The organism is Streptomyces sp. V3I8 (assembly GCF_030817535.1).
In the GTDB taxonomy this organism is placed as follows: Bacteria; Actinomycetota; Actinomycetes; order Streptomycetales; family Streptomycetaceae; genus Streptomyces.
Genome location: NZ_JAUSZL010000003.1, coordinates 80,767 through 102,376, shown reverse-complemented (window position 1 = coordinate 102,376; position 21,610 = coordinate 80,767). Strand labels below are relative to the sequence as shown.

General features: G+C 68.9%; 32 protein-coding genes. 9 read left to right on the top strand and 23 right to left on the bottom strand.

The genetic code is table 11. From position 1 onward, the window contains the following. The first annotated feature begins 45 nt into the window (after nucleotides 1-45). The 3 genes from QFZ75_RS39615 (at nucleotide 46) to QFZ75_RS39605 (ending at nucleotide 2,173) form a co-directional block, all read left to right on the top strand. Entirely contained in the window at nucleotides 46-255 is a 210-nt protein-coding gene (locus QFZ75_RS39615; RefSeq protein ID WP_307545425.1) for a hypothetical protein, read from the top strand. A gap of 37 nt (nucleotides 256-292) precedes the next feature. Further along, nucleotides 293-1,243, top strand: a complete 951-nt coding sequence (locus QFZ75_RS39610) for a tyrosine-type recombinase/integrase (protein ID WP_307545423.1) — start codon at nucleotides 293-295, stop codon at nucleotides 1,241-1,243. A 456-nt stretch (nucleotides 1,244-1,699) separates the two neighbouring features. After that, the gene (locus tag QFZ75_RS39605) at nucleotides 1,700-2,173 is read left to right on the top strand and encodes a hypothetical protein (RefSeq protein WP_307545422.1); all 474 of its coding nucleotides are present in this window, start codon (nucleotides 1,700-1,702) and stop codon (nucleotides 2,171-2,173) included. A gap of 208 nt (nucleotides 2,174-2,381) precedes the next feature. Here the strand turns inward: QFZ75_RS39605 and QFZ75_RS39600 are convergent, their stop codons facing one another. Then, a complete protein-coding gene (locus QFZ75_RS39600; RefSeq protein ID WP_307545420.1) occupies nucleotides 2,382-2,585 on the bottom strand; it encodes a hypothetical protein in 204 nt (67 codons plus the stop codon). Beyond that, a complete protein-coding gene (locus QFZ75_RS39595; RefSeq protein ID WP_307545418.1) occupies nucleotides 2,582-2,824 on the bottom strand; it encodes a hypothetical protein in 243 nt (80 codons plus the stop codon). The genes QFZ75_RS39600 and QFZ75_RS39595 overlap by 4 nt, the downstream gene beginning before the upstream one ends. A gap of 157 nt (nucleotides 2,825-2,981) precedes the next feature. Between QFZ75_RS39595 and QFZ75_RS39590 the strand changes: the two genes are divergently transcribed. Then, complete coding sequence (locus QFZ75_RS39590) at nucleotides 2,982-3,125, top strand: hypothetical protein (protein WP_307545416.1); 144 nt, start codon at nucleotides 2,982-2,984, stop codon at nucleotides 3,123-3,125. Nucleotides 3,126-3,180: 55 nt separating this feature from the next. Continuing rightward, a complete protein-coding gene (locus tag QFZ75_RS39585; RefSeq protein WP_307545414.1) occupies nucleotides 3,181-3,444 on the top strand; it encodes a hypothetical protein in 264 nt (87 codons plus the stop codon). A 237-nt stretch (nucleotides 3,445-3,681) separates the two neighbouring features. On the opposite strand, the gene QFZ75_RS39580 is transcribed toward QFZ75_RS39585, so the two are convergent. From QFZ75_RS39580 to QFZ75_RS39570, 3 genes are all read right to left on the bottom strand, one after another. Next, nucleotides 3,682-4,131: a hypothetical protein gene (locus QFZ75_RS39580; protein ID WP_307545412.1), complete on the bottom strand. Its 450-nt coding sequence runs from the start codon at nucleotides 4,129-4,131 to the stop codon at nucleotides 3,682-3,684. Between the two features lie 143 nt (nucleotides 4,132-4,274). Then, nucleotides 4,275-4,676, bottom strand: a complete 402-nt coding sequence (locus QFZ75_RS39575) for a hypothetical protein (protein ID WP_307545410.1) — start codon at nucleotides 4,674-4,676, stop codon at nucleotides 4,275-4,277. Continuing rightward, nucleotides 4,673-4,876 (bottom strand): hypothetical protein, encoded by a 204-nt coding sequence (locus tag QFZ75_RS39570; protein WP_307545408.1) that lies wholly within the window; start codon nucleotides 4,874-4,876, stop codon nucleotides 4,673-4,675. The genes QFZ75_RS39575 and QFZ75_RS39570 overlap by 4 nt, the downstream gene beginning before the upstream one ends. Nucleotides 4,877-5,196: 320 nt before the next feature. On the opposite strand from QFZ75_RS39570, the gene QFZ75_RS39565 reads away from it, so the two are divergent. From QFZ75_RS39565 to QFZ75_RS39555, 3 genes are read left to right on the top strand one after another with little or no spacing between them, the layout of a single operon-like run. After that, on the top strand, nucleotides 5,197-6,318 hold the full coding sequence (locus QFZ75_RS39565) for a hypothetical protein (protein WP_307545407.1): 1,122 nt from the start codon (nucleotides 5,197-5,199) through the stop codon (nucleotides 6,316-6,318). Nucleotides 6,319-6,347: 29 nt separating this feature from the next. Then, entirely contained in the window at nucleotides 6,348-7,181 is an 834-nt protein-coding gene (locus QFZ75_RS39560; RefSeq protein ID WP_307545405.1) for a site-specific integrase, read from the top strand. Then, nucleotides 7,178-7,807: a hypothetical protein gene (locus QFZ75_RS39555; RefSeq protein WP_307545402.1), complete on the top strand. Its 630-nt coding sequence runs from the start codon at nucleotides 7,178-7,180 to the stop codon at nucleotides 7,805-7,807. The genes QFZ75_RS39560 and QFZ75_RS39555 overlap by 4 nt, the downstream gene beginning before the upstream one ends. A 16-nt stretch (nucleotides 7,808-7,823) precedes the next feature. Here the strand turns inward: QFZ75_RS39555 and QFZ75_RS39550 are convergent, their stop codons facing one another. Together QFZ75_RS39550 and QFZ75_RS39545 are read right to left on the bottom strand one after the other, a co-directional pair. After that, nucleotides 7,824-8,342: a hypothetical protein gene (locus QFZ75_RS39550; protein ID WP_307545400.1), complete on the bottom strand. Its 519-nt coding sequence runs from the start codon at nucleotides 8,340-8,342 to the stop codon at nucleotides 7,824-7,826. Then, nucleotides 8,339-8,554 (bottom strand): helix-turn-helix transcriptional regulator, encoded by a 216-nt coding sequence (locus tag QFZ75_RS39545; protein WP_307545398.1) that lies wholly within the window; start codon nucleotides 8,552-8,554, stop codon nucleotides 8,339-8,341. Before QFZ75_RS39545 ends, QFZ75_RS39550 begins: the two co-directional genes overlap by 4 nt. 235 nt (nucleotides 8,555-8,789) lie before the next feature. Here QFZ75_RS39545 and QFZ75_RS39540 point away from each other — a divergent pair, with 235 nt between their 5' ends. After that, nucleotides 8,790-9,167, top strand: coding sequence for a hypothetical protein (locus tag QFZ75_RS39540; RefSeq protein ID WP_307545395.1), 378 nt, complete (start codon nucleotides 8,790-8,792; stop codon nucleotides 9,165-9,167). 62 nt (nucleotides 9,168-9,229) lie between these two features. Here QFZ75_RS39540 and QFZ75_RS39535 read toward each other — a convergent pair whose 3' ends face one another. The 16 genes from QFZ75_RS39535 to QFZ75_RS39460 all read right to left on the bottom strand — a co-directional run bounded on the left by QFZ75_RS39535 (nucleotide 9,230) and on the right by QFZ75_RS39460 (nucleotide 21,585). Beyond that, the gene (locus QFZ75_RS39535) at nucleotides 9,230-10,207 is read right to left on the bottom strand and encodes a DUF2637 domain-containing protein (protein ID WP_307545393.1); all 978 of its coding nucleotides are present in this window, start codon (nucleotides 10,205-10,207) and stop codon (nucleotides 9,230-9,232) included. A gap of 119 nt (nucleotides 10,208-10,326) precedes the next feature. After that, nucleotides 10,327-10,791, bottom strand: coding sequence for a hypothetical protein (locus QFZ75_RS39530; RefSeq protein ID WP_307545392.1), 465 nt, complete (start codon nucleotides 10,789-10,791; stop codon nucleotides 10,327-10,329). An 80-nt stretch (nucleotides 10,792-10,871) separates the two neighbouring features. After that, nucleotides 10,872-11,687: a hypothetical protein gene (locus QFZ75_RS39525; RefSeq protein WP_307545390.1), complete on the bottom strand. Its 816-nt coding sequence runs from the start codon at nucleotides 11,685-11,687 to the stop codon at nucleotides 10,872-10,874. Between the two features lie 35 nt (nucleotides 11,688-11,722). After that, nucleotides 11,723-12,712, bottom strand: a complete 990-nt coding sequence (locus QFZ75_RS39520) for a 2'-5' RNA ligase family protein (RefSeq protein WP_307545388.1) — start codon at nucleotides 12,710-12,712, stop codon at nucleotides 11,723-11,725. Then, the gene (locus QFZ75_RS39515; protein ID WP_307545386.1) at nucleotides 12,679-12,822 is read right to left on the bottom strand and encodes a hypothetical protein; all 144 of its coding nucleotides are present in this window, start codon (nucleotides 12,820-12,822) and stop codon (nucleotides 12,679-12,681) included. The genes QFZ75_RS39520 and QFZ75_RS39515 overlap by 34 nt, the downstream gene beginning before the upstream one ends. A gap of 78 nt (nucleotides 12,823-12,900) precedes the next feature. After that, nucleotides 12,901-14,781, bottom strand: a complete 1,881-nt coding sequence (locus QFZ75_RS39510) for a GNAT family N-acetyltransferase (protein WP_307545384.1) — start codon at nucleotides 14,779-14,781, stop codon at nucleotides 12,901-12,903. A 270-nt stretch (nucleotides 14,782-15,051) separates the two neighbouring features. Then, nucleotides 15,052-17,223 (bottom strand): hypothetical protein, encoded by a 2,172-nt coding sequence (locus tag QFZ75_RS39505; protein WP_307545383.1) that lies wholly within the window; start codon nucleotides 17,221-17,223, stop codon nucleotides 15,052-15,054. Between the two features lie 45 nt (nucleotides 17,224-17,268). Further along, the gene (locus QFZ75_RS39500; RefSeq protein ID WP_307545381.1) at nucleotides 17,269-17,604 is read right to left on the bottom strand and encodes a hypothetical protein; all 336 of its coding nucleotides are present in this window, start codon (nucleotides 17,602-17,604) and stop codon (nucleotides 17,269-17,271) included. Between the two features lie 4 nt (nucleotides 17,605-17,608). Beyond that, a complete protein-coding gene (locus QFZ75_RS39495) occupies nucleotides 17,609-17,860 on the bottom strand; it encodes a hypothetical protein (protein WP_307545379.1) in 252 nt (83 codons plus the stop codon). Continuing rightward, nucleotides 17,857-17,979, bottom strand: coding sequence for a hypothetical protein (locus QFZ75_RS39490; RefSeq protein WP_307545377.1), 123 nt, complete (start codon nucleotides 17,977-17,979; stop codon nucleotides 17,857-17,859). Before QFZ75_RS39490 ends, QFZ75_RS39495 begins: the two co-directional genes overlap by 4 nt. Continuing rightward, nucleotides 17,979-18,452: a hypothetical protein gene (locus tag QFZ75_RS39485; RefSeq protein ID WP_307545375.1), complete on the bottom strand. Its 474-nt coding sequence runs from the start codon at nucleotides 18,450-18,452 to the stop codon at nucleotides 17,979-17,981. Before QFZ75_RS39485 ends, QFZ75_RS39490 begins: the two co-directional genes overlap by 1 nt. Further along, the gene (locus QFZ75_RS39480) at nucleotides 18,449-19,186 is read right to left on the bottom strand and encodes a hypothetical protein (RefSeq protein ID WP_307545373.1); all 738 of its coding nucleotides are present in this window, start codon (nucleotides 19,184-19,186) and stop codon (nucleotides 18,449-18,451) included. Before QFZ75_RS39480 ends, QFZ75_RS39485 begins: the two co-directional genes overlap by 4 nt. Before the next feature lie 19 nt (nucleotides 19,187-19,205). After that, entirely contained in the window at nucleotides 19,206-20,207 is a 1,002-nt protein-coding gene (locus QFZ75_RS39475) for a hypothetical protein (RefSeq protein WP_307545371.1), read from the bottom strand. Nucleotides 20,208-20,261: 54 nt separating this feature from the next. Continuing rightward, nucleotides 20,262-20,915, bottom strand: a complete 654-nt coding sequence (locus tag QFZ75_RS39470; protein ID WP_307545369.1) for a hypothetical protein — start codon at nucleotides 20,913-20,915, stop codon at nucleotides 20,262-20,264. After that, the gene (locus QFZ75_RS39465) at nucleotides 20,912-21,205 is read right to left on the bottom strand and encodes a hypothetical protein (protein WP_307545367.1); all 294 of its coding nucleotides are present in this window, start codon (nucleotides 21,203-21,205) and stop codon (nucleotides 20,912-20,914) included. The genes QFZ75_RS39470 and QFZ75_RS39465 overlap by 4 nt, the downstream gene beginning before the upstream one ends. Further along, nucleotides 21,202-21,585: a sigma-70 region 4 domain-containing protein gene (locus QFZ75_RS39460; protein ID WP_307545365.1), complete on the bottom strand. Its 384-nt coding sequence runs from the start codon at nucleotides 21,583-21,585 to the stop codon at nucleotides 21,202-21,204. The genes QFZ75_RS39465 and QFZ75_RS39460 overlap by 4 nt, the downstream gene beginning before the upstream one ends. Between the last annotated feature and the right edge of the window lie 25 nt (nucleotides 21,586-21,610).

Here is a 21,610-nt window from a genome sequence, read left to right as displayed (position 1 = left end):
GCGGCGACGAGCCCGCCATCGACACGAACCCAAGGAGCTGAAGGCGTGACGCGCTGCGAGGAGTGCCGCAAGTCGTTCAGGGCCGAGCCACGGAACGCGACGAACTTCTGCTCCTGGGAGTGCTTCGACGCCCGGCCGCGTCCGGGCGCCCCCGAGGCGCTGCACGGTTTCCTCGGCGAGGGGGTCACGATGACCCAGGTGGACAAGGAGGGCCATGACGGCGGATCTGGCTCCGGCGGCACACCAGCCCGCTGACGGTATCCCAAGTGCCCTTCGGCCGCGCCGGACCAACTTGTCGGAGTCGGCCCGGCGGCGCCTGCAGGGCTCGGTGCCCGACGAGACGCTGCGCGCGTACAAGCGGGAGTGGCCCCGGTTCGTCGCCTGGTGCCAGGGTGAGGGCGAGCCGTCTCTGCCGTGCTCCACGGACGCTCTGACGAACTGGGTAGCCGACAGGTGTGACGCTGGAAACGGCCTGTCGGCGATCAAGCAGGGCATCGCCGCCGTGGTGTTCTTCCACGACCAGGCCAACGTGCACGAGAAGCTCATGCCGGACACCGGCGACGCCTGGCGCATCGTTGGCGCGTACAAGAAGGAACGGGCCGACGCCGGACACCGCGAGGTGCGGGCCGAGGTCTTCACGCCTGAGGAGCTGCGCCTGATGGTGGCCACCCTGCCGCAGGAGCGGCGCGTGGCCCGGTTGAGGGACGGCGCCATGCTGACGGCGGGTACCTCCTCCTTCGTCCGGCGTTCGAACCTGGTCCGCTTCGACCTGCCGGATCTGACCTTCACCGACGACGGCGACGCCCGCCTGTTCAAGACGTACTCGAAGACTGACCAGGCCGCGCGCGGGCACCCCGTGACGATCCCACCCGGCGAGCACGAGCTGTCGGACCCGGTCGGATGGCTGCGGGCGTGGAGGGAGGAGATGCGCAAGCAGGGCATCAACGACGGTCCGCTGTTCCGCCGGATTTCGCGCACTGGCCGCATCCTTCCCTACCGGCTGCACGCCTCTCACCTGAACAACCTGGTGAAGCAGACGGCGAAGGCGGCCAAGCTCGAACCGAGGCCGAACACGACATACCGAGCGCACTCGACGAGGGCCTCGGGTGCTACGGCCGCCGCAGAAGCGGGCGCGGCGTTCAGTCAGATCTGCGAGCAGGGCGACTGGTCGGAGAAGGGCACACAGGCCCAGATCTATATCCGGCCGACGAAGAAGGACAACGCGATGCGAGGAGTGCTGTGAGTGAGGATCTGCTTCGTCCACGGCTGGGCCACCCCGGAAGCGGACGAGGGAGATGACCTGGACGACTCGCCGGTGTACGACCTGGCGGACTTTCTCAGCTGAAGCCTGCACGGGGCCCGGCAGGCGCTGCTAGTGTTTTTCACAGCAGGGCTTCTCCGCCGACGCGGAGGTGTCCCGGATCATGGCCCTGCTTGTCCCCGCATCTGCGGGGATGTTCCACTTCTCTGTTTGATGGCAGAGTTGTCCCCGCACTTGCGGGGATGCTGAACGGGGTTCGTCCTTGGTTTGTCCGTCGCGGCCAGGGACGGTAGGACGGGCCTCTGACTCGATGCGGAACTGCAGAAGGCCCCTTCCTCGCGGGAGGGGCCTTCTGCATGCCCGGCGGCAGGGGGTGCAGGGACGTCATGACGTCACCGAAGATAGGATGGGGCTCCGCCACGATCTACGGAGAACGCCATGGCCGCGAGTGCTGCACGCCGGGAGAAGTTGCGCCTGAAGGCCCAGGAGCGCGAGCGCCAGGAGCAGCTGGCGCTGAAGGCCGCCCCCGAGCCTCCTGCGGCTGTGGTGGACCCCGGCGCGATGGCGGCGCAGCCTCTCGCGGAGATCAACTTCCAGGTCACCCCGGACGGCATGATGCGGCCGGTGGGCGCTCCTCCGCTGGCGGAGACGCCGAAGACTGTCCGGGTGCCGGGGCCTCTGGGCGTGCATCTGGGGTACTTCCAGGCCCGTCACGGGGTCAAGCGGTGGGCCTTCGCGAGGGTCGCGCTGGCGGCGTGGCGGCTGCTGATGCGCGAGGAGCTGGCCTGCTACGAGCGGGCGTGGAGGGAGCAGGAGCGCACCGGGCAGCCCGTGCAGCCGGTGATGGGGCCGCTGTACCAGGCGCTGGCCGAGGAGATGGAGAGCATGCGGCGCGAGGGGTCCGGCGAGTAGCGGGCCCGGACGTGCGTGAGGCCCCCGGGGGGTAACAAGTCTCGGGGGCCTCACACGTGCGCGGCGGATGCGGCGGCCCAGACGACGACACCGCACCTGCCACGTCTTCGGGGGGTCAGGCGGGCCAGGGCCGGAAGGGCCGAGGTGTGATCAGTATGCACGACTGCGGCCAAACAGGTGACAGTTTCCCGCAATTGACGACCTGTCATTATTCGGCCGGAAGTCGACCCAGGAGCCGGATGGCGACCTCGACGGCGCTCTCGCCGTCGGCGGCCTCGGCCAGTGTGCGGGGCCGGGTGGTGGCGAGGTGGTTGTGCAGCTTCTGCAGGGCGCCGACAGCCTGATCGTGGAGGGCTGCGGCCGGGCTGGTGGCGGGCGGCGCGGGGAAGGAGCCCGGCGGGCGGGCACTCACGCGCTGATGAAGGGGTCGGCGGCGGCGGTGGGCTCGCGCTTGTCCGGGTTGCGGTTCTCCCACAGCAGGCGCTGGCGGACCGACTCGGGGACCGAGTGGGAGGCGTGCGGGCCCAGGTGGCTCTCGACGACGTCGCAGCTGTAGTTGGCGAACTCGCCGGACACCGTGTCGCGGCAGGCCCGCTCGGGCCACACAGGGGTGCGAAAATCGGTGATGGCGGGCTTCTTGGCTCTCGGCATGGGCGGGATCCTCTCTCCACCCCTTGCCCCCTCCCGCATCATGGCCGACAGCAGCCCCAACTGCGGAAGAGAACTTGCACAGTTGGGAAAATGTCATTAGCTTCGAACTGTGGGTAGTCGAACAACTACTCTAAACGTCACGTCCTGGAGGACAACCATGGAGACACCCCCGGCCACCACCCCTCTCCCGGCCGTACCGCACACCTGCACCCCCGCGAAGACCGACCCGAACTGCGAGAGCTGTGGCGGCACCGGCTGGATCGGAGACCTCCACTGCCCCGCGTGCAACGGCCCCTCCTGAACCCCTTCTCGCCGAACCCCGGACGCACACAGGGAAGGAGGGCCACACTGGAGCGATGGCCCTTCAACAGCAGCGCCCTTACGTCCGCCGTCCGCAACCCGAGCCCCCCGCCCGTTCCCTGCGGGCTTTCACCGACGCCGACCTGCGCAGGCAGAGGAACATGCTCCTGAACGGCTGCAGGTGGGACGAGCAGTACGAGATCCCTCCCCGCCCCTGGAGTCCTGCGACCGAGCGGGCCAGCGAGCAGATCCGCATGCAGCACGACGCCGAGGACTGGAACCTGGAGCAGGCACGCAAAGTCAATCCGACAGGCGCCTGACCCCCGACGGACCCCCGTCTGCATGTCCTCCCAGTGACATGCAGACGGGGGTCTTCTGCTGCCCCAGGATTCACCCGAAAGGGTGAATCAGGTGTGAGGGGGCGCAAAGTGAGCAGCCGATCTTCAGGGGCCCCGGCTCCCCCCGCTCGGGGCCCCCGCCTCGTCCGCTCCCGCCCCACGGTTGAGCGGACGGGGCACAGGGAGCCCCGAGTCCGCCAACCGGGGCTCCCGCGCTGTTCAGACCTTGACCGGCTCATCCTTCACGGGGGCGCGCCGTACGGCCTGACTGTGCAGCAGGACGTAGACGATGATGCCCGCGCTGCCCATCGCCGCGAAGTAGATGAGCTGGCCGCTGCTCAGGGGCTCCTGGGTGAAGGTCAGCGGCTCCTGGAGGAATTCGCCGATCTGCTGGCAGACCACGCCGAGCAGGATGACGTCCGCCGCTACTGCGGCCCAGACCAGAACGGGCCGCGTCTCCATGTGGACTGCGCCGCTGGCCTCCCCTTTCCAGAGCAGGCTGAACAGAACGGAGAAGAACGTTCCGCAGCCGAGGGCGACGATGAAGAAGACCCAGCTCTGGCTGATCGTCCGAAGAAAGATCACCACTGACAGGACGGCGATCATGCCGTGGGTGAAGACACACAAGCGGTGCGGCGTGAATCGACTGGGCTGGAACTTTGAGGGCATGAAGTCCCCTTCTCTGTAGGCGGGTTGGCGGTTGTGGCGGGTGAGCGGAAGGGACGCTACCGCCCCTTCCCGACCCGCCTGGCCAGGAGGAGGACTTTCAGCCACCAGCCACACCCAACTCGCCCACTCCAGCCCCTCCTTCGTCAGTCCAGGGTCAGCCGGATCAGAACGTCGGTCCGGTACCTGTGGGCGAGGTCGGGGGCATCGCTGGGGGCCTTCTCCCCGGGATGACGCAGCCAGTCGACGTTCTGGGGGACGAAGCTCCGCACGACGCTGTGCCCGTACGTCTGCTCCTCGTTGCACTTGACGTCGGGGAAGAAGGCGAGCCACCGGTCGTAGATCTCCCGCTTCTCCGCGTCGGTGAGCCAGGCGCCGGTGACCTCGCCGACGAGCATGGTGCCGCTGTGAACCGGCACGGTCCAGGCCAGCGTCGGCAGCTGGGCCCTGGCGGCCCGGGTCAGCAGGCGCCCGAGCGCGAGGTAGGTGTGGCGCTGGTCCTGGTTGGCGAAGCGGATGGCCAGCTCGCCGAGGGAGGAGTCGCTCATGGGCGCCCAGCGTAGTGGCGGGGCGGGTGGGCCGGGCAGGAGTAGAGCGTGCTTCGGGGAGCCAGGCGCAGAGGGCATTCTGCGGGGTCGCTGCGCCAGCGCCAGCCCGCGTCCCAGAGCGGGGCCCACTGGCAGTCGGCCGGGCGGGGAGCGGTGGTCTGACAGCCGGTGGCGCTGCAGGCGAGGAGCTGGTCGGGCATGGGCTCAGCGTAGCGGCGGGGCGGCTGGCGTACGCCGTGGTGGTCGTGGCAGGATCAGGGCTCCGCCACACCGCCACCCGCCACGTTCCTCCTGCAGTTCCTTCTCCGGCCCCGCCGGGCTCCGGGCTGTACCCCCTTACGTTGACTTTATACAACAGCCTGGACCACCACCCACTTACCCGCGCGGGCGCGGCGCCGTCCCGCACGGTCCCTCTCACCTCGGCCACCCCTTGCTTCCTGGTGGCGGTGCGGGCGGTTGTATAAAGTCAGGGTGTGGGTAGGCTGCTCTCGCCCATCCGCATCCCTTCTCAGGAGCCGAGATGCCCGCCAGTGCCGCCCTCAGCGTCGCCCAGGTCGCCACCATGGACTCCGAGCTGCTCGCCTCTCTCATGCGCCGCGACTTCGACGTCCTGGTCAAAGCCGCCATCGCCGACGCAACCCTGCGCACGTCCAGCTCGAACCAACGCCTCCTGCGCAAGCGCGAATGGCATCTGGCCTGGCTCGACGCCCTGACCTACGCGGAGGGAGAACTGCAGGTCGCGGTGGAGATCATGGAGCACACCGGCGACGAGCGCGCCCAGGCGAACTCCGACCGGCTGGCACGCATCAGGAACAAGCTCACGGCCGCCCGCAAGACGGCCGTCGACTACCGCAAGCGCGCCCACCGCCGCGCCCTCCAGGAAGACGGTTTCTACGACAGTGCCCGGACCGCAGCCAGCCTTCTCGTCCGGGCGCACCAGGACGACTTCCTGGAGCTGACCTCCGGCCCCCGGGCCGCTCTGCCCCCGTCGTCGGACGATGCCTTCGACGCCATCGAGAAGGGATGCGCCCGGGGCTGGCTCAGCATCCCCGCCACACAGGAGGTCGACCGCCTGCTCCTCTCCTCCGATGACGCGGTGCGCCAGGCCGCCGCTCAGGACGCCCAGCGCCAGGACCACCGCAACCCGGCCCTGCGCCACCCTCTTCTCCTGCGCCGCTGGCGCCAGTCCCTCCACCATCTGGCCGAGATGACCTGGACCCGGGCCCTGGCCACCAGCCCCTTCACCCTCGGCCCCCTGCCCTCCCACGTGCACACCATGCGGGAGGACGACGCCCGGGACATCTTCAACGCCCGCCGGTTCCTGGCCGCCGTGCACCAGCGGCGCACCGAGTGCGACTACCAGCGGCGCTGGGCCTCCGAATCCGTCGAGAAACGCCGCCACGAAGACCCGGCGGTCGTGGCCTACGAAGAGGCCTGCCGCGAGGCGGCCAGCGCACTCGTGCTGCAGCATCCGGCCGAGCACGCCTACATCCTCCAGCGCCTGGCCCCCTACGAACACCGGCCCGGCGTCATCAGCTCCGAGAACACCCCCGAAACCCTCGGCGCCCTGCGCAAAAAGATCAAGCAGGAGCTGTTCGACGCGAACCGGCCCTTCACCGCAGAGGGCCGCCCCGAACAGTAGCCCGGCGCCGGATGCCACAATGACGCGCCATGGACGCGCGCGCGGTGCTGGACAGCTGGATCGACGAGGACGAGACCCCGCACGAGCTGCAGCGCGGGAGCAAGGGCCGCCTCCTGCAGGGCACCAGCCCCCGCCGCTACCGAGACGACGTCCTCGACTGGCTGGCCTTCATGGACACCGTGCACCTGGACGCCCTGAGCGCCACCCCCTCCCACGTCAAGACCTGGCTCGACTCCCGGCGCGGCGCCGTGCGCGCGCGGGCCCGGCGCGTCTCCGCGCTCTCGGCGTTCTACGCCTACGCCATGCACACCGGCCACGCCCGAGCCAACCCGGCCGTCCCCCAGCTGCGCGGCCGTCCCCAGGACGAACCCGGCCTGCCCCGGCTCACCGAAGGGCAGATGCACCTCATCCGCTGGGGTGCCGACCGGCACGAGGGGGCCACGGCCGCGCGCGACCGGCTGGTGATGTACCTGATGCTCGCCTCGCTGCGCTCGCGTCAGATCACCGAACTGCAGCTGGCGGACCTGTACTTCGAGCAGCACCGGCTCACCTGCGACATCTGGCAGAAAGGCGGGGGCACGCGGCGCTACGCTGTGCCCGACGAAGTCCGCCAAGCCGTCCGCACCTACCTGCCCGCCCGCATCTGGCGCCCCCCGCTCTCTCACGAGAAGTCGGGGCCGCTGCTGACCACCTACCGAGGCAACCCGCTGGACTCCAACGTCACCCCGGCCGCGATCCTGCGGGCGACCGTGGCGCTGGCCCGCCAGTGCCCCGACCCGGACGCGCCGGAGCTGCAGGTGCGGATCACGCCGGACATCGTCGCGCACTCCCCCTCGCCCTTCGAGCCCCTGGAGGAAGCATGACCGCCCCTGCACTGACCGCCGACGAACCCCGTGAGCCGGATCCGGCAGACGCCCCGACCAGCTCTCTGCTCGCCATCTGCTCGGGCCCCAAGGGCGCGACGGGCGGCCCGTACACGCTGCGGGTCGTCTCGGACGACCACAATCGAGATCTGGTGCGGGTGACCCTGTACTGGGACGAGTTCAAGCCCCAGGAGGCCGGTCACCGGCTCATGGAGCGGGGCTACACCCCCACGCAGGAGGACGAGGCCAAGGGCGAGCACCACGGCTGGAAGGAGATCTCCTACCAGCGCAACACCTGGACTCGCCAGGTGCACGACGACGAGGTGGAGTTCCTGACCGCGAAGGTCACGATCGACGCCGAGCGGGACTGGCACATGACGGTGGAGGGCACCGACATCGACAAGGTGCTGTGGAACGACCGCGATGTCGAGCGGGGCAACTGGCCCGGCTTCACCCTGGGCATCCGGCTGGTCGAGCTGGGGTACATGCCCAACCGGGCCGCCGCGTACGGCGGCCTGTATCCGGACCTCGCGCGCAAGCTCGACGCCATGACCCTGCAGGGGTGGCAGCCGAAGTCCGAGGACGTGTGGACGATCCCCTGCACCCGTCTGCCCACGCAGGACTGATTTTCGGCAACCGGTGTCAGACGACGGGCAGGGGGCGGCCGTGGCCTCCGGTGGGGCTGGGAGCTTCCTCCGGGTCCTTGCCTCCTCGTCCGCGTCGGCAGTAGGGGCACCACGGCCGGTAGGAACCGTGGAAGCGGGCCAGCAGCACGACGATGACTACTACGAAGTGCGTTGTGCTGGCCACTACCGCGTCCAGGGGCCGGTCCAGGAAGAACCTGGCGAGTGAGCCCCCCAGGATGACTACGACTGCGCCCCAGGACGCGCGGTGGAAGGCTGTAAAGCGCCATCGGCGGCTCGCGGCGCGGTCGGCGGCGTCGATGCGGAAGTCGGTGACGCACCGTTCGCACAAGATCATGGAGTGGTGAACGCCCAGGAGCGCCCCGGCCACCATCCCCGTAGAGGCCAGGAGACGAAGGAGGAAGAGCCAGTTGCCGTCGCCTGGCACAAAGAGGAGCGCGCTGGCGGGGACAACGGAGGTGAAGTAGATGAGATCCCCTCGGTGGCGGAGTTCTCCGAGGAGTTGGGCTGCGGTCACTGGGGGTCTCCTGGCTTCTCGAAGCGGATGACGAGGCGTACGCCGAGGGCTTTGGCGATGCGTAGCAGCAGGGGCAGGGAGGGCATCTTCGTTGCGGATTCCACGACGGAGATGCGTGGCTGCTTGGTGCCGACGCGTTCGGCCAGTTCTCCTTGCGACAGGCCCTGTTCGGTACGCAGGTCGTAGACGGCCTGCGCGATGTCGTAGGCCATGTCTCGCTCGGGGTCTGTGGTGGGGGGTGCGGCTTTCCTCAGCGCTCTCATAATGACAACGATATGTTATATCGGTTTCGTTATGAGGCAAGTCGGCTGGTCGGGCCGCCCCGCAGAACGACGATGCCCCGCTCTCGACCTTTGAGAGCGGGGCATCAGCCTGTGCAGGCGCGGCCAGTGTACGGGATGCTTCAATGTTGCGGCCGGGGTGGTCCCGGCGCGAGGGGTGGGGGACATGGTGCGCAGCAGGATGGGTCTGATCGCGGGGGTGGCGGCCGTGACGGTGGCGACGGTGGCGGCGGTGATGGTCACCGGGTCCGACGGGGAGGCCACCGACGGCGCAGGGGGTGCGGCGGCCGGGTCCCGGTCGTGCATGTCCTTCGTCGGGTCGATGGACGACGGGGAGCGGCTGTCGGCGGCGGAGGAGCTGCTGCTGCAGGCGAAGGCGGCGGACGGGACCGAGGGGGATGTGACGCCGTCGCTGGCCATGGTGCGGCGGTTCGCTTCGGGGCTGGCCGACGCGTGCGGCCGTGGCGCGGGCGAGGAGCTGCTGGCGGTGGTGGCCGGTGACCTGTATGCGGCGAACGAGGACTTCTACAGCCTGCAGGGGTGAACGCAAGCAGGGCCCGTGATGCCGTCACGCATCTTCGGGCCCTGCAGGGGGAGCTTATCGGATCAACTGCCGGTGGTGGCCAGTTCCTTGCCCTGGTTTCGGATGCGGGAGATCCGGCTGGGGTCGACGCTGAGGAGGTGGGCGAGGAGCGTGCCCCTGACCTCGAAGCCGAACTCTCCGGCGAGCCGTTCGACGCACTCGATGTAGGCGAGGGCCGTTTCCTTGGAGCGGCCCTCCGGCGGGGCGTCGGGCAGGGCGCGGAGGAAGCGGCGCCACATGTCGATGTCGGTGTCCTCGCTGGGGGGATCGATGGCGACGGGGCCGTCTTCGAGCTCCAGCGGCTCGTCGTCGGAGGAAAGGGGGACGGGGGTGAGGAGGATGCCCTGCCAGGCGGCGGGGATGGCCTTGTTGCCCTTGGCCTTGCGGTCCTCGACGAGCTGGCGGACGACGACGTGCTGGGGCAGTTCCCACAGCTTCATGCGGCGCCACACGCGGAAGGTGGGCAGGGGGGAGAGGAACCAGTGGGAGATGCGGATGGTGGGCAGGGGGGCGGGGCGCAGGCCTGCGGCGATCTGTTGTTCGCGCAGGGCCTTGCGGGCGTCGCGGATCTTGCCGCGCAGCATGGCCTCGTGGCCGATGATCCACACGGCCGGGGGCATGCAGTGGAAGGCGAGGCTGGTGGGGTCGGGCCAGGCGGCGCGCAGCTGGAGGGCGAAGGTCGCGATGGAGAAGAGGGCGACGATCAGGCGCAGGCCCCATGCGGAGCGTCCGGCGCGGATCTCGCGCAGGGCCTTGCGGGAGTAGGCGAGGATGGCGACGTCGGCGAGGGCGGCGGCTCCGGCGGCCTGGGGGGCGCTGTAGTCGACCTGCAGGGCGAGGTCGTAGAGGGTGGAGAATCCGAGCCAGAATCCGCCTGCGGCCAGGAGGTAGATGAGGCCGTCGTCGAAGATCTCGGCGAGGTCGGCGTGGGCGAGGCGGTCCCGCCAGGGGCGGATGGCGGACTTCGGGGGGTCGTTGCGGGTACGCTTGGTGAGGGTCACTGTTTCGGCTCTCTCGTGCGCCTTGGCGGGCTTTCGGTGGGAGTAGGCATGGCTCGATCGACGCCCTCGCGAGATGTCCGGTCCAATGGATCTCTGCGGGGGCGTTGGTGTGTGCTGGGTCAGCTCGCTTCTGCGAGGGTGACGCGGGCCTTCTTCAGGGCGGCCTGGATGCCCCGGTGGTAGGCCGGGTACTGCTCCTCGCGCTTTTCGGCGATGGGGGCCAGGAGTTCGGTCAGCTCGGCGGCCAGCTCGGCGATCCTGGTCAGGTCGGCGTCCGTGAGGTACTCGGGGACCTTGCGCTCGACGATGGGGGCGCCGGTGCGCACCCTCCAGTCGATCTTGGTGTCGATGCCCCGGCGGCCGAGGCGGGCTCCGAAGACGGCGCGGTCGCTCCAGCGGCGGCCGGAGGCCTTGAGCATGTGGCCCATCTGGTGGCCCTCGGCCCAGGCGGCTTCTCCCGCGTCGGTGGTGAAGTCGTTGAGGATTTCGGCGGCGGCCTTGAGCTGCACCGATGGCACCCCGACGGTACGCAGAGCTTCCATGGTCGGGGTCATGGTGACGTCGGAAAGGTCAGGAGCGTTCATGGTGCGCCTCCTTGGCGGTAGCGGGCAGCCCCCACCGTAGCGCACTGGTCAGTGCGTTGCAAGGATGGGGGCTGCGCTGCTCACGCGGTGGGGGTGCCGAAGCCTTTTCCGCCGAGTTTGATGATGTTGGCCAGGGTCTGGATGGGGCCCTGGTGGCCGTTGGCGATCTCGGCGGAGACCTTGTCCTTGAAGTCCTGCAGCTCGGCAACCTCGCGGTGGGCCTGCTCCAGCTCCCGGGCGGTCGCGGCCGTCTCCTTGGCGACCTCGGCCGCGACGGCATCCATGAGGTTGGAGATGGCGCCGGTGATGGGCGTGGAGACCGGGCTGCCCTCCGTCTCGGGCGCCGCCGGGGCCAGGGAGGGGGCCGGGGCCGGGGCGGGGACGACGGCGGCCGGGGCGGTCTTCTTCGGAGTCGCCTTCTTCGCCTTGGCCTTGGACGCCTTGGCCTTGGACGCGCGGGCAGCACTCAGCAGCCTGCGTTCCTGAGCAGACCGGGATGCGCCCTTGACCCCGTGCGCCCGGCTGCGGTGAACTCCGAGGCTGGCCGGGCGCTGGTACTTGTCGCTGTCGCACTCGGGGCAGCGCAGCTCCTCGGACTGAGGCGTGGTGGCCATGCTGTGCTCCGGTTCGGTCTCAGTCGGTGCGGGGCTTTCCTCGGGCGGCAACTTCGCCAGCGCGGCGCGCAGGCCTGCACGGCCCATCCAGAGCCGGACCTGGTCCGGCGTAGGCGGATTCCTCAGCGAGAAGTTCATCGGCTTGCGCCCCGGGGACCTGGTGACGGAGACGCTCTTGGTACTCCGGGTCACTTCCCACCCCACCCGCACGCACTGATCGAGGGCGTCCTGGAGGTGCTTCGGGACGGGCGGGGACGGCGGCCGGTCGAGCGTGATGTTCATGGTGGCGGTCTCCCTTGGGGGCCCTAGCTTGGCGTCTAGAGCGTGTGTCTTCCGCTGGGGATGGTGCCGAGGCGGGCCTGGTGGCGGGTCGTGCCTACCTCGGTGACGACGTGTGTCGACGTCCAGCGGTGATCATCCAGATGGGGCATGAAACGAAAGTGGCGATCAACGTACGCCAGAGTCATGTGCGGTGTCCACCCATGTTCGCTGGGCAGCGTGTAGCCGTGGCCCTCCAGCGTACGGACCAGATCGGCGTGCAGGGCCGCGCCGTCGGGAATGTCCATGGCCGCGTACAGCACGTGCTGGCCCTTGTGGCTGTTGTTGAACTTGCCGGTCCCGCCGACGCGCATCTCGGCGGGCTGGTGGCGCAGGGCCCAGGAGCTGACGATCTGCGGGAGGATCTGCAGCTGCTGCTCAGTGTAGCTGGAGGCCTTGCCGAGGTAGGCGAGGGTGATGTGGAGGTCGTCGGCGGGCTGGCCGTCCTCGCGGGCCAGCTGCTCGGCGATCTCAGGCGGGGGCACGAACGCGACCATCACGCCGCCGGAGTTGTCGACGGCGACCGCTTCCTTGACGGGGTGGTCGGAGACGGTGGTGCCGTCGTCGTGGGAGACGGAGCCGTCGGCGTGCTGCCAGCCGTCGATCAAGTCCAGCTCGACCTCGTGGCCCTCGTTGTCGGTGCCGGTGGTGGCCTGGGTGAAGAACGCCGTGGCGGTGAGGGAGGTGAGGCGGGTGATGGCCTTGTCGTAGTCGTGCAGGCCGATGTAGCCGACGTGGAGGGTGCCGTCGTCGAGGTTGCGGTGGATGATGCGGTGGCCGCGCGAGGCCTTCGTGGAGTTCCACCCCTTGAGCGGCCCGTTCAGGGCGTGGGTCTGCAGGCCTTCCGATCCCTCGGCCAGGCTGTCGACCGTGGCGCCGACCTGTCTGCGCGCCGTGGCGTCGAGTTTGCGCAGGTCCTTGTCGGCCGCCGGGTGGAAGGAGACGTCGCGCGGGCCTACAGTCCCAGCTCCTCCTTGATCGGCCCCCACGGCAGGTGCTCCTCCTGCGGCGTCTTGGCCCGCTCCTGCAGCTCCTGCTCCAGTTCCGGGCTGACGGCGTGGTTTTCCTCGTCCTGCGGTGCGGGCTCCTGCGGGTCCATCGAGGGCCTCCTTCTGGGTGCTGGGGGTGGAGAGAGCTGGGCCGGACTGCCGGAAGAACGACGTGGCGCTGTGCTCGGTCATGCTGCGGACTCCAGGGTCGTGGCGCCGTCGTGGGCGTGCTTCCAGTCGATGAGCTGCTGCAGAGGCTTGCCCGGGGCCTTGTCGAGAGCTTTCCAGGTCGCGTTGGCGGGGTCGTAGAGGCCCGTTCCGTCGGGTCCGAACGCGGCGTGGCGGTCACCGTGGAGGTAATCGTACAGAGCGGCGCCCTCGCGTTCACGGGTTCCGGCGGGAAGCTCGGCGATGGCCTTGATGAGGGTCTGCAGGGCCTCGAAGACGCCCCAGGTGGACTCGGGGAGCTTCTCGGGGCCGAAGTCGGCCGGGGTCTCGACGGGCTTGACGGCCCATTCGTCGCGGGTGATGTCGTAGGCCGCGTAGGGCTTGATGGCGCGGATGTCGTACGCCCCGGGGTTCACGTACCAGGTGGATTCCCAGGGCCCCGTCTCTTTGCCGTCGGGGCCGGGCAGCATGCGGGCATCGTCGTTCAGGCCCCGGCGCAGCTCGTCGGTCAGGCGGGTGTCGATGTCCCCGTCGGCGAGATCGGCCAGGGCGGAGACGTGGGCTCGGAAGGCGCCGTAGTCGATGCCGATCAGGACGTCGAGGTCGCCGTTGCCGGTGCCGTCGGGGCCGAGGAAGTGGGAGGCCTCGGAGCCTGCGAGGTAGACGCGGGCCCAGGACTGCCAGGAGTCGCCGTACTTCGGCGCCCAGAAGCCGTGGAGCAGGCTGAGGAGGTGCTGGCGGACCTCGGGACGCATGCGGTCGCCGTCGAAGAGGCGCGGGTCCAGGCCGGGCTTGGTCGGCTCGAAGAAGTGGTCGCGGGGCAGCCAGCCGTGCTCGTGCTCGTAGGGCTGGTCGTTGTCGGGGACGGGGGTGATGAACGCCTGCCTCAGGACGCCCTTGTGGCCTTCTCCCGCGCTGAATCGATGGCTTTGGTCGAAGTCCCTGGTGTCTTGCCAGTCGACCCCGTGGACCCGCACGGGGGCGTCCCGGGTGAGGGGGACCTCCTTCTCCACAACGTGGCCCTGGACGCCCATGCGGCCCAGTTCTTCGGGGTCGCGCTCGATGTGCTCGGGCTTGGGCGGGTGGGCGTGAAGGGTGACGGAGAGCAGGTGGGGGCGCTCGGGGTGGTTGGCCAGGTCGCTCGCACCGGTGTGGGAGAAGTGGCTGGCCATGTCGGGGTCGGTGCTCCAGTGGCGGCCGAGGCCGCCGCGCTCGGTGGCGAGCCGCAGGACGTGCAGAGATCGCTTGCTGGTGGAGATGGAGCGGTCGTGGACGTGGGCGTGGTCCTCGGGGGTCAGGGCGAGGGTCAGGCCACGGTGGATGGAGGAGGAGACATGGTCGGGGACGTCCCAGCTCGTGGCCGCCGTCTTGCCGTGGCCGCCGTCGGGCAGGCGGCCGTCGCAGGTGGCGTCGTCGGGGCTGTCGGCGGGGACGGTCAGGCCGCCGTCGCAGTGGAAGCACTCGAAGCCGGTGTTGTGCTCGCCGGTGCCGCTGCAGCAGGGGCACGGCTTGGTCGCGGCGGCCATGGTGCGGCCCCGGGAGACGCTCTTGCCGTTGGTGTAGCTCTTCCACCAGCCCTTGCCCGCGTCGGTGCGGTCGCCGTGGTCGATGGGAGTGGCGGGGTGGCGGCGCTGCATCTCGTCCATGAGGGCGGAGGCGACGCCCTTGCCCCGGTGGGCCTGGTCGGTGCCGACGTGCTCGATGAGGATTTTGTCGGCCTTGCGGCGGGGGACGTGGTAGGTGAGGGTGCCCATCCGGTCGCCGCTGTCGGGGTCGAGGGCGTGGAGGTGGATCTTCGTCGGCCGTTTCGATCCGCCGGTGTCGCTCTCCTCGTGCTCGAAGTCCGGGGAGACGGTCTCGGCCGCCTGCCGGAAGAAGCTGGTCGCGCTGATGTCCGTCACCGTGCACCTCCAGTCCTTGGGGCCGAAGCGCTGGGGCCGGACATGAAAAGGGGCCTCCCGGTGGTACCGGCCGGGAGGCCCAGACGTCTCGCGAGCGTTTTAGTCGACGGGGGACTACCCGCCAAGACAGACCACCCGACTATGGAGGCACCGACCTTGTCGGTCTGCCGTGTCTCCTACGCGCCAACCGCTTTCGCGGCCCTATTCACGAGACGTACTGCGGCCATCGTGCCATGAGATAGAAATAGGAGCAAGGAGGACCACTGCCTGCTAGCGGCGGTATCCGCTGCGTGCACGGCCCATGTTCCTTTCCCAGCTGTCTCGGCCTGTTCGGGTGCGGGTGAAGGAGCGCAGGGCGTCGAACTGGGCCTGGGTGTCGTGGTCCGGAGCTGCGGCTTCGGGGGTTCTGGGGCTGGATCCGTGGAGGCCGCCCTGCATGACGCCGTGGACGCTGGCGGCGTTGAGCATCTCCTTGTAGCCGGTGATCCATTCGCCGATCAGGGCCCAGGTGGTGATCATGATGGCGTCGGCGATGTCCTTGGTCTGGACGGGCCCGACGGTGGGGTGGTCGACCCTGTTGGAGTTGGGGGCCTTCTGGAGGAACTTCAGCTCCAGGGCGCCCTCCTCATAATCGGGTGCGTGGACCAGGCCCATGTTGATCGCGGCCTTGAAGCACTCGGCGACCTGCCAGTTGTAGGTCGCGTTCGCGTCGCGGATGAAGACGCTGGTCTTCTTCGGGAAGCGGGCCTTGGCGATCTTCTTGGTGAGCTTCTGGGTGGATCCGACGGAGTTGTACTGGTCGAAGGTGAATTCGGAGGGCATGAACGGGGCGATGATGTCGTCCCAGATCCAGTCCTCGACCTCTTCGTAGTCGATCGTGTGGTGGGGGAAGTCGGCCGGGTCGAAGTGGTGGATCTTGTCGAAGACGACGTGCGGGCGGCCCTGCAGGTCGTACTCGACGTGGGCGCAGGCGATGCCGAAGCGGCAGTTGACGGAGCTGGGGTCGGCGTGGCCCTTGTAGTCGGTGGCGAGGATGCCTTCGGCGGTGGGGAGGATGAGCTGGCCGCCGTACTGGGGCGGGCGTCCGGCCCAGGCGCCGAAGACCGCGTCGACCTTGTTGGGGTCGAGGTAGGCGTCCATGACGGTGGCCCACTGGGCGCGGCGCTCGACGGCGAAGGTGTCGGGGTCGGCCTTCTCCAGCTTGCGCATCTGGTCGTCGTAGGTCTGGATGGCGTTCTTCAGGACGCGGAAGCCGGGCGGCTCTTCGTCGGCGTACTCGTCGTTGTCGCCGGTGAAACCCTCGGGGAACAGCGGCAGGTCGTGGGCGATCTGCCAGTCGAGGTAGATGTCCCAGGAGGCGAGCTGGATCATCATGACGGAGGGGTAGGTCGGATCGCCGTCCGGCTCCACGGCGACCGCGCGTTCGTAGTTGGCGTAGAACTGGCCGGTCATCTGCCAGGGGGAGGACGGCTCGATGAGGAAGCCGTCCTTCTTGAACTGGTCCAGGGACGGGGTGGAGGCGGTGTAGACCTCTTCGGCGGAGCGGTTGGCGCCGCTGGCCACGACGTGGGCCATCTCGTCGAAGCCCATGATGAAGGAGGCCGGGCCACGGCCCGCCATCAGCGTGGATTCCTTGGGGAGGATCTCGAAGGTGGCCATGTCGAGGGCGGTCTTGATGCCCCGGCGGGCGAAGTCGTCGATGCGGACGAAGTCGTGGGGGGCGTAGATCGAGAGCTTCTCGCCCAGGGAGTTGGCGATGTAGGGGGCGAAGCAGGGGCCGCCGGTGACGACGTTGACGAGGTCTCGCCAGAGGTTGGCCTTGGCCTGTTCGCGCTTACCGGCGAAGATCAAGCACGCGAGCTTCTTGTCGCGGTCGACGCCGTAGTGGTCCTGGGGGTCGCCCTTGGCCATGTAGGTCCACAGGACGTACGCCATGGCGAGTGCGCTGATGTGGCCCTTGCCCGCGCGTCGGCCCATCACCAGGAGGATCTCGCGGAACCACTGGTATCCGAGGGCCTTGGCGGCGCGCATCCGGCGCAGGATGTCCGGCGTGCCGCCGATGGGCATCTTGGGCCGGTCCTCGTTCTCCGTGAGGGAGTCGAGGTCGTCCATGACCTGCGCCATGGTGGTGTCGCCGTCCATCTCGGCGACGAGGTCGAGCTGGGCCTGGGCGGCGCGCTGCTCGTTGGTGGTCTTCGCGGTGCGGTACTGCTCGTCCCACTCGGCCACGACCTCGTAGTCGTACGGCGTGAAGAGGTCCTCGCGCAGGAAGAAGCACTTCAGGAGGGTGGCCTGGCGCGGGTAGAGGTTGGGCCGGTTCAGGTACGCCGGGGAGACCACGAAGGTGATCGGGTCCGGGATCTCCAGCCCCAGGAACAGCTGGTGGATCGCGGTCGGGTCGAAGTTCGCGAGTGGTGAGCGGTCTTCGTTCGTGCTGGCCATGGGGCGCCCTCCTCACCTCTTGGGCGAGGAGGGCGCTGGCGGACATCAGCCCTTGGCCGGAATGGCCTTCAGGACGGCCTTCGCCAGGCGGCGCCCCATGGCGAACAGGTGTTCTTGGCGGGCATCGCTGGTGACGACCTTCGTGGCGATGCGGCCCCTGGGCTCATCATCCATGGGGAAGGCCATGACCGTCGCCTCGATCGGATTCCCGGACGTGAGGTCTAGCTGGACGTCGAGGACCACGATGTAGTCGTAGTCGTCGGGCTCGTTGCCGAGCCAGGCGTCCTGGAAGCCCCGCTTGATCTGCTGCGTGAACCAGCGGCGCGCTTCATCGCCGTCCAGTACGTCCGACATGGCGATCCTGTCTGTCTGCGACGTCATGACGTCAGTGGTTGGGGCAGGTCTGGAGGTGGTCGAGCAGCTCGGCGAGCTTCACGGCCGGGTAGGGGGCGCTGCGCTTGCCGCCGCAGCAGGGGGTGACGGCCAGGGTGCGGATGCCGAGGAAGTCGCTGCCGCTGGACATGACGACGTCCAGGGACAGGCGGACGCGGTCGGTGCGGTCGCCGCAGTTGCCGCAGGCCTGGGGGATGATGGCGACGACGATGCTGTGCTCGTCGTACTCGTGGATGCGGGTCATCGGCGGGTCGGCTCCTTGCCCGTGACGTGCCAGTGCCACAGCTGCGAGGTCGTGTACTGGGCGGCCCACTCGGGCGGCATGCGGTGCTTCTTGATCAGGAAGGCGCGCAGGAAGCTCATCAGCGGGGGTGTCCTTGGGCGCCGTCGGAGGCGATGACGCCCTGGGTGCCCAGGCCCGCGATGTCGTGGGTCACCTCGAAGACCTTCCGGTCGTGGTCGAAAGTCTTCTTGTCGACACGGCCGACGATCTCGACCTTCGGGGCTGCGACACCCTCGATGATCTCTCCGGTCACGTTGGACCGGACCTTCTTCCAGGCGATGCCGATGGCGAGGCCGAGCTGGCTGTGGCAGCGCTCCTTCGCTTCACGCTCGAACTCCGCGACGTCGAAGGACTTCGCTCCGTAGCGCTCCTGCATCTCGTGGAAGATGCGCTCCAGCTGGAGGATCTCGCTGTCGAGGATGTCGCCCTGGGCCAGCTCCTGGCGCTGGCCGACCTCGCCGTACTCGCGGTCGATGTGATCCGGCGTCCTCACGGCCGGGGAGCCCTGGACGCCGGGCGGGAGGATGAGGCCGGAGGGGTTGCTGCCGTTCACGGGGTCTGCTCCTTGGTGCCGTGGGAGGGGTGGTTGTCGAAGCCGCGCGGGCGCAGGCGGACGGTGCCGAGCGGGAGGGTGTCGTCGAGAACGACGGGGAAACCGAACAGCTCCCCAGGCACCAGCGCGCCGCCCAGGCGCCGCTCGGCCTCCTGGACGCGGAAGCGCGACTTGAAGTCCTCCAGCGAGTCCGGGTGGACGGCGACCTCTTCGACCGGGTGGGTGGTCTTGACACCCAGTTCCTTCTCCTGCTCTGCGGCCAGGCCGGGGTGCCGGGTGAGTACCTTGCGGGTGCGGCAGGGGATGGCCACGTGGCAGGAGGCGCATAGGCCGTCGGGTCCGGCGCGGTGCTCGTCCAGGGCGGCGCTGATGGTGCGCCGGGTGGCGTCGCGTTCCATCTCGGCCTGCATGGCGTAGGTGGCGCCGTCGAGCAGTTCTTCGATCAGGTCGCGGATCGCGTTGCGGCCGTTGAAGGTCTGCAGGGCGCGGCCGTAGCGCTCGATGCCGAGCGTGCGGCGCTCGCTGAGCAGCTCGATGAGGCGGTCCTGGACGTTCTCCTGGCCCTCGGTGGGCAGGGGCTGGTCACCGGAGCGCTGACGGAGCTTCTCCTGCTGCCTGTACTCGCTGAGGCTACTGGGGGCGCCGATCTTTCTGGTGAGCCGGTCGACGTAGCCGGGGTCAGGGATAGGCACAGGGGACTCGATGAAGTGTTCGGGCCACTCACGTTCGGGCATGGCGTTCTCCTGTGGCGGGTCAGGCGGCGGTGAGGACGGCGGCGCAGCTGTCGCAGCGCGCGGACTCGTCGGTGACGACGGCTCCGGCGACGGACTGGAGCTTGGTGCGGGAGGTGATCTTGCTGGCGTCCTGGAGCTTGGGGGCGTTGGCGGCGTTGGCAATGGCCAGGGCCAGGTCGAACATCGTCGGCTCGCCGGAGCGGGAGAGCGTGACGGTGACGTCGGCCAGCGGGCGTACGGGCAGCTTGTGCTCTGCGGCGATGCGGTGCAGGCGGGTGATGCGGTCGCCGCCAATGGAGATGCGGTCCAGGTCGAGCAGGTGCGTCGCGTCGGCGCTGAGGCGGGCTTCCGCGCGCAGGGCCTCGGCCTCCAGGCGCTCGGCGATCTTCTCGACGGACACGCCCCGGGCGTCGATCCTCAGGGACCAGTCGGGGATCTCGATGACGCTGGTGGACTCCTCGTGGAAGAGGATCGGGTTCACCGTGGGGGCCAAGTTCTGCTTGCGGTTCTGGGCGAAGCGCAGGCCGCCGTAGACGAGGCCCCGGGTACCGATGGTCGGCAGCTGGAAGATGACGTCCAGGCGCAGGTCGTCGGGGGTGAACCAGTCGTCGAGCACCGTGGCGCTGGCGGGGAAGATCCGGGAGGCGATCCGCACGAACTGCTCGACCTCCAGGCGGGGCTGGGTCGGCTTGCGGACGTCGGTGAGGCCGAGGCGGTTGTACTCGACGGTGACCTCACCGGGGGCGTGGTCGATCCGGGAGTTCATGACGAAGTGCTTCTCGGCCGGGGTGAGCCGGTGGAAGAACGCCCTGGGGATCGCGTAGAAGGCGCAGAGCTGGTCGATGGCCTTCTCGTCGAGGGAGATCCGGTGGTCTCCGAGCAGGAGGCCGGACGTCTCGTTCTCCTCGTAGGTGAAGTCGACTACAGGGACGCAGGCGTCGGAGGTCCAGCTGCGGTCGCGGCTCTTCCAGTCGGCGTAGACGTCGTTGAGGGTGCGGGGCTCACGCTCGCGCAGGTGCATGGCGGGTGTTCTCCTCTTGGCGGGAAGGAGGTGAATCCGGTGGCGGGTCCGGATTTATTGATGTGATGGGTTCTGCATGTTCTTCGAAAGGGCGGCGAGGACGGGATTCGCGTTGAGGGCGTCGGCGAATTCTCTGCGCCGGTCCGCAGGGATGAATCCCAGGGCCGTTCGCATGTACTCCATGAGAGCACCTCGCCAGACGTTGACCTCTACTCCCCCGTCGAGGGTCTGGTCGATTTTATGCTTGAGGTCGATGGCCTTCATGAGGGTTGCGGCATCGACCTTGATGTCGCCGCGCTGGAGCGCGTCGAAGCCTCTCAGGACCACGATATCGAGGGCCGACTGATGGTCTGCGACACGGCCGCCATATTTTTCGATCTCTTCGCCGAGCTGTTCTGCGCGGCGGGCGAGGATCGCGGTCTGGGCGCGGTCGCCCAGAGCCATGTGCTTGTCGGCGTGCAGGCGCAGCGACTTGTCCGAGGGGTGGCCGAGGGGGCCGGGCTTCAGGTCGGCCAGGTGGCCGAGGATCGTGGGGCGGGTGAAGCCGCCCAGCATCCACTTCTCGATCTGGATGCGGTCGGGGCTCTGGCAGACGCGGCAGCGGGCGGCCGTCTTGGCGGGCACGGTCTGGGTGCCGACGCGGACCATGACGAGGCTGGAGGGGCCGTCGTCGTCGGGGTCGAACTTGACGGGCAGGTTGTTGCTCATTCGTCCATCGCCGTCCTGGGGATCCGGTGCTGCGGGGCGGCGACGCCCTCGATCGCGTTGAGGTGCAGGTACTTGGGGTTCAGGGCCCTGTGGAAGGTGCCCCGGCGCACGGAACCGTCGGGGGTGCCGTCGGTCGTGTAGACCTCGCGCTTGTAGCGGTTCTGCAGCATGTACTTGGTGAGGATCAGCGCTTTCTCGTCCGGGTCCGGGTCGTCGAGGAAGGACTGCTTGAGCAGCTCGTCGGCGGCCGTCTCCAGTTCCAGGTCGACGCCGTGGCGTACGCGGCTCACGCGGCCACTTCCAGCTCGGCTCGGCCGGTGTCGGGGATGGTGCCGGACTCGATCAGCTCGTTGAGCCGGACCAGGCCCTGGGTGGCGTACGAGGCGACGGGGTTGTCCTCGGAGACGCCCATGATGCGGGCGACATTGCGCTCGGGCCTGTTCTCGATGAGGAACAGCTGAATTGCCTCGCGCTGGCGCGGCGAAAGGAGGTGCTTTCCCTTTTCACCGCGTCCGTGGATTGCCGTGTTGTAGAGGCGGACGATGTCGTGGATGCAGTACTCGGTCCCGTCCGGCCCAGTGATGGTGTCCTTGCCCTCAGCTTCGTAGAGGGCATTCCATGCCTGGAGGTGCCGGAACAGTTCCCTGAGCGTGCGCACAGGAATAGTCATGCAGGCGGGTTCCTTACGCTGACGT

What these genes read in the sequence shown, in the direction of transcription:
- QFZ75_RS39515 (WP_307545386.1), bottom strand. Translation starts at nt 12,822, where the DNA reads ATGGACCCGCAGGAGCCCGCACCGCAGGACGAGGAAAACCACGCCGTC.
- QFZ75_RS39540 (WP_307545395.1), top strand. Translation starts at nt 8,790, where the DNA reads ATGGTGCGCAGCAGGATGGGTCTGATCGCGGGGGTGGCGGCCGTGACG.
- QFZ75_RS39460 (WP_307545365.1), bottom strand. Translation starts at nt 21,585, where the DNA reads ATGACTATTCCTGTGCGCACGCTCAGGGAACTGTTCCGGCACCTCCAG.
- QFZ75_RS39490 (WP_307545377.1), bottom strand. Translation starts at nt 17,979, where the DNA reads ATGAGCTTCCTGCGCGCCTTCCTGATCAAGAAGCACCGCATGCCGCCC.
- QFZ75_RS39605 (WP_307545422.1), top strand. Translation starts at nt 1,700, where the DNA reads ATGGCCGCGAGTGCTGCACGCCGGGAGAAGTTGCGCCTGAAGGCCCAG.
- QFZ75_RS39525 (WP_307545390.1), bottom strand. Translation starts at nt 11,687, where the DNA reads ATGAACATCACGCTCGACCGGCCGCCGTCCCCGCCCGTCCCGAAGCAC.
- QFZ75_RS39565 (WP_307545407.1), top strand. Translation starts at nt 5,197, where the DNA reads ATGCCCGCCAGTGCCGCCCTCAGCGTCGCCCAGGTCGCCACCATGGAC.
- QFZ75_RS39585 (WP_307545414.1), top strand. Translation starts at nt 3,181, where the DNA reads ATGGCCCTTCAACAGCAGCGCCCTTACGTCCGCCGTCCGCAACCCGAG.
- QFZ75_RS39590 (WP_307545416.1), top strand. Translation starts at nt 2,982, where the DNA reads ATGGAGACACCCCCGGCCACCACCCCTCTCCCGGCCGTACCGCACACC.
- QFZ75_RS39530 (WP_307545392.1), bottom strand. Translation starts at nt 10,791, where the DNA reads ATGAACGCTCCTGACCTTTCCGACGTCACCATGACCCCGACCATGGAA.
- QFZ75_RS39470 (WP_307545369.1), bottom strand. Translation starts at nt 20,915, where the DNA reads ATGAGCAACAACCTGCCCGTCAAGTTCGACCCCGACGACGACGGCCCC.
- QFZ75_RS39495 (WP_307545379.1), bottom strand. Translation starts at nt 17,860, where the DNA reads ATGACCCGCATCCACGAGTACGACGAGCACAGCATCGTCGTCGCCATC.
- QFZ75_RS39580 (WP_307545412.1), bottom strand. Translation starts at nt 4,131, where the DNA reads ATGCCCTCAAAGTTCCAGCCCAGTCGATTCACGCCGCACCGCTTGTGT.
- QFZ75_RS39555 (WP_307545402.1), top strand. Translation starts at nt 7,178, where the DNA reads ATGACCGCCCCTGCACTGACCGCCGACGAACCCCGTGAGCCGGATCCG.
- QFZ75_RS39545 (WP_307545398.1), bottom strand. Translation starts at nt 8,554, where the DNA reads ATGGCCTACGACATCGCGCAGGCCGTCTACGACCTGCGTACCGAACAG.
- QFZ75_RS39500 (WP_307545381.1), bottom strand. Translation starts at nt 17,604, where the DNA reads ATGACGTCGCAGACAGACAGGATCGCCATGTCGGACGTACTGGACGGC.
- QFZ75_RS39560 (WP_307545405.1), top strand. Translation starts at nt 6,348, where the DNA reads ATGGACGCGCGCGCGGTGCTGGACAGCTGGATCGACGAGGACGAGACC.
- QFZ75_RS39480 (WP_307545373.1), bottom strand. Translation starts at nt 19,186, where the DNA reads ATGCCCGAACGTGAGTGGCCCGAACACTTCATCGAGTCCCCTGTGCCT.
- QFZ75_RS39570 (WP_307545408.1), bottom strand. Translation starts at nt 4,876, where the DNA reads ATGCCCGACCAGCTCCTCGCCTGCAGCGCCACCGGCTGTCAGACCACC.
- QFZ75_RS39475 (WP_307545371.1), bottom strand. Translation starts at nt 20,207, where the DNA reads ATGCACCTGCGCGAGCGTGAGCCCCGCACCCTCAACGACGTCTACGCC.
- QFZ75_RS39505 (WP_307545383.1), bottom strand. Translation starts at nt 17,223, where the DNA reads ATGGCCAGCACGAACGAAGACCGCTCACCACTCGCGAACTTCGACCCG.
- QFZ75_RS39595 (WP_307545418.1), bottom strand. Translation starts at nt 2,824, where the DNA reads ATGCCGAGAGCCAAGAAGCCCGCCATCACCGATTTTCGCACCCCTGTG.
- QFZ75_RS39575 (WP_307545410.1), bottom strand. Translation starts at nt 4,676, where the DNA reads ATGAGCGACTCCTCCCTCGGCGAGCTGGCCATCCGCTTCGCCAACCAG.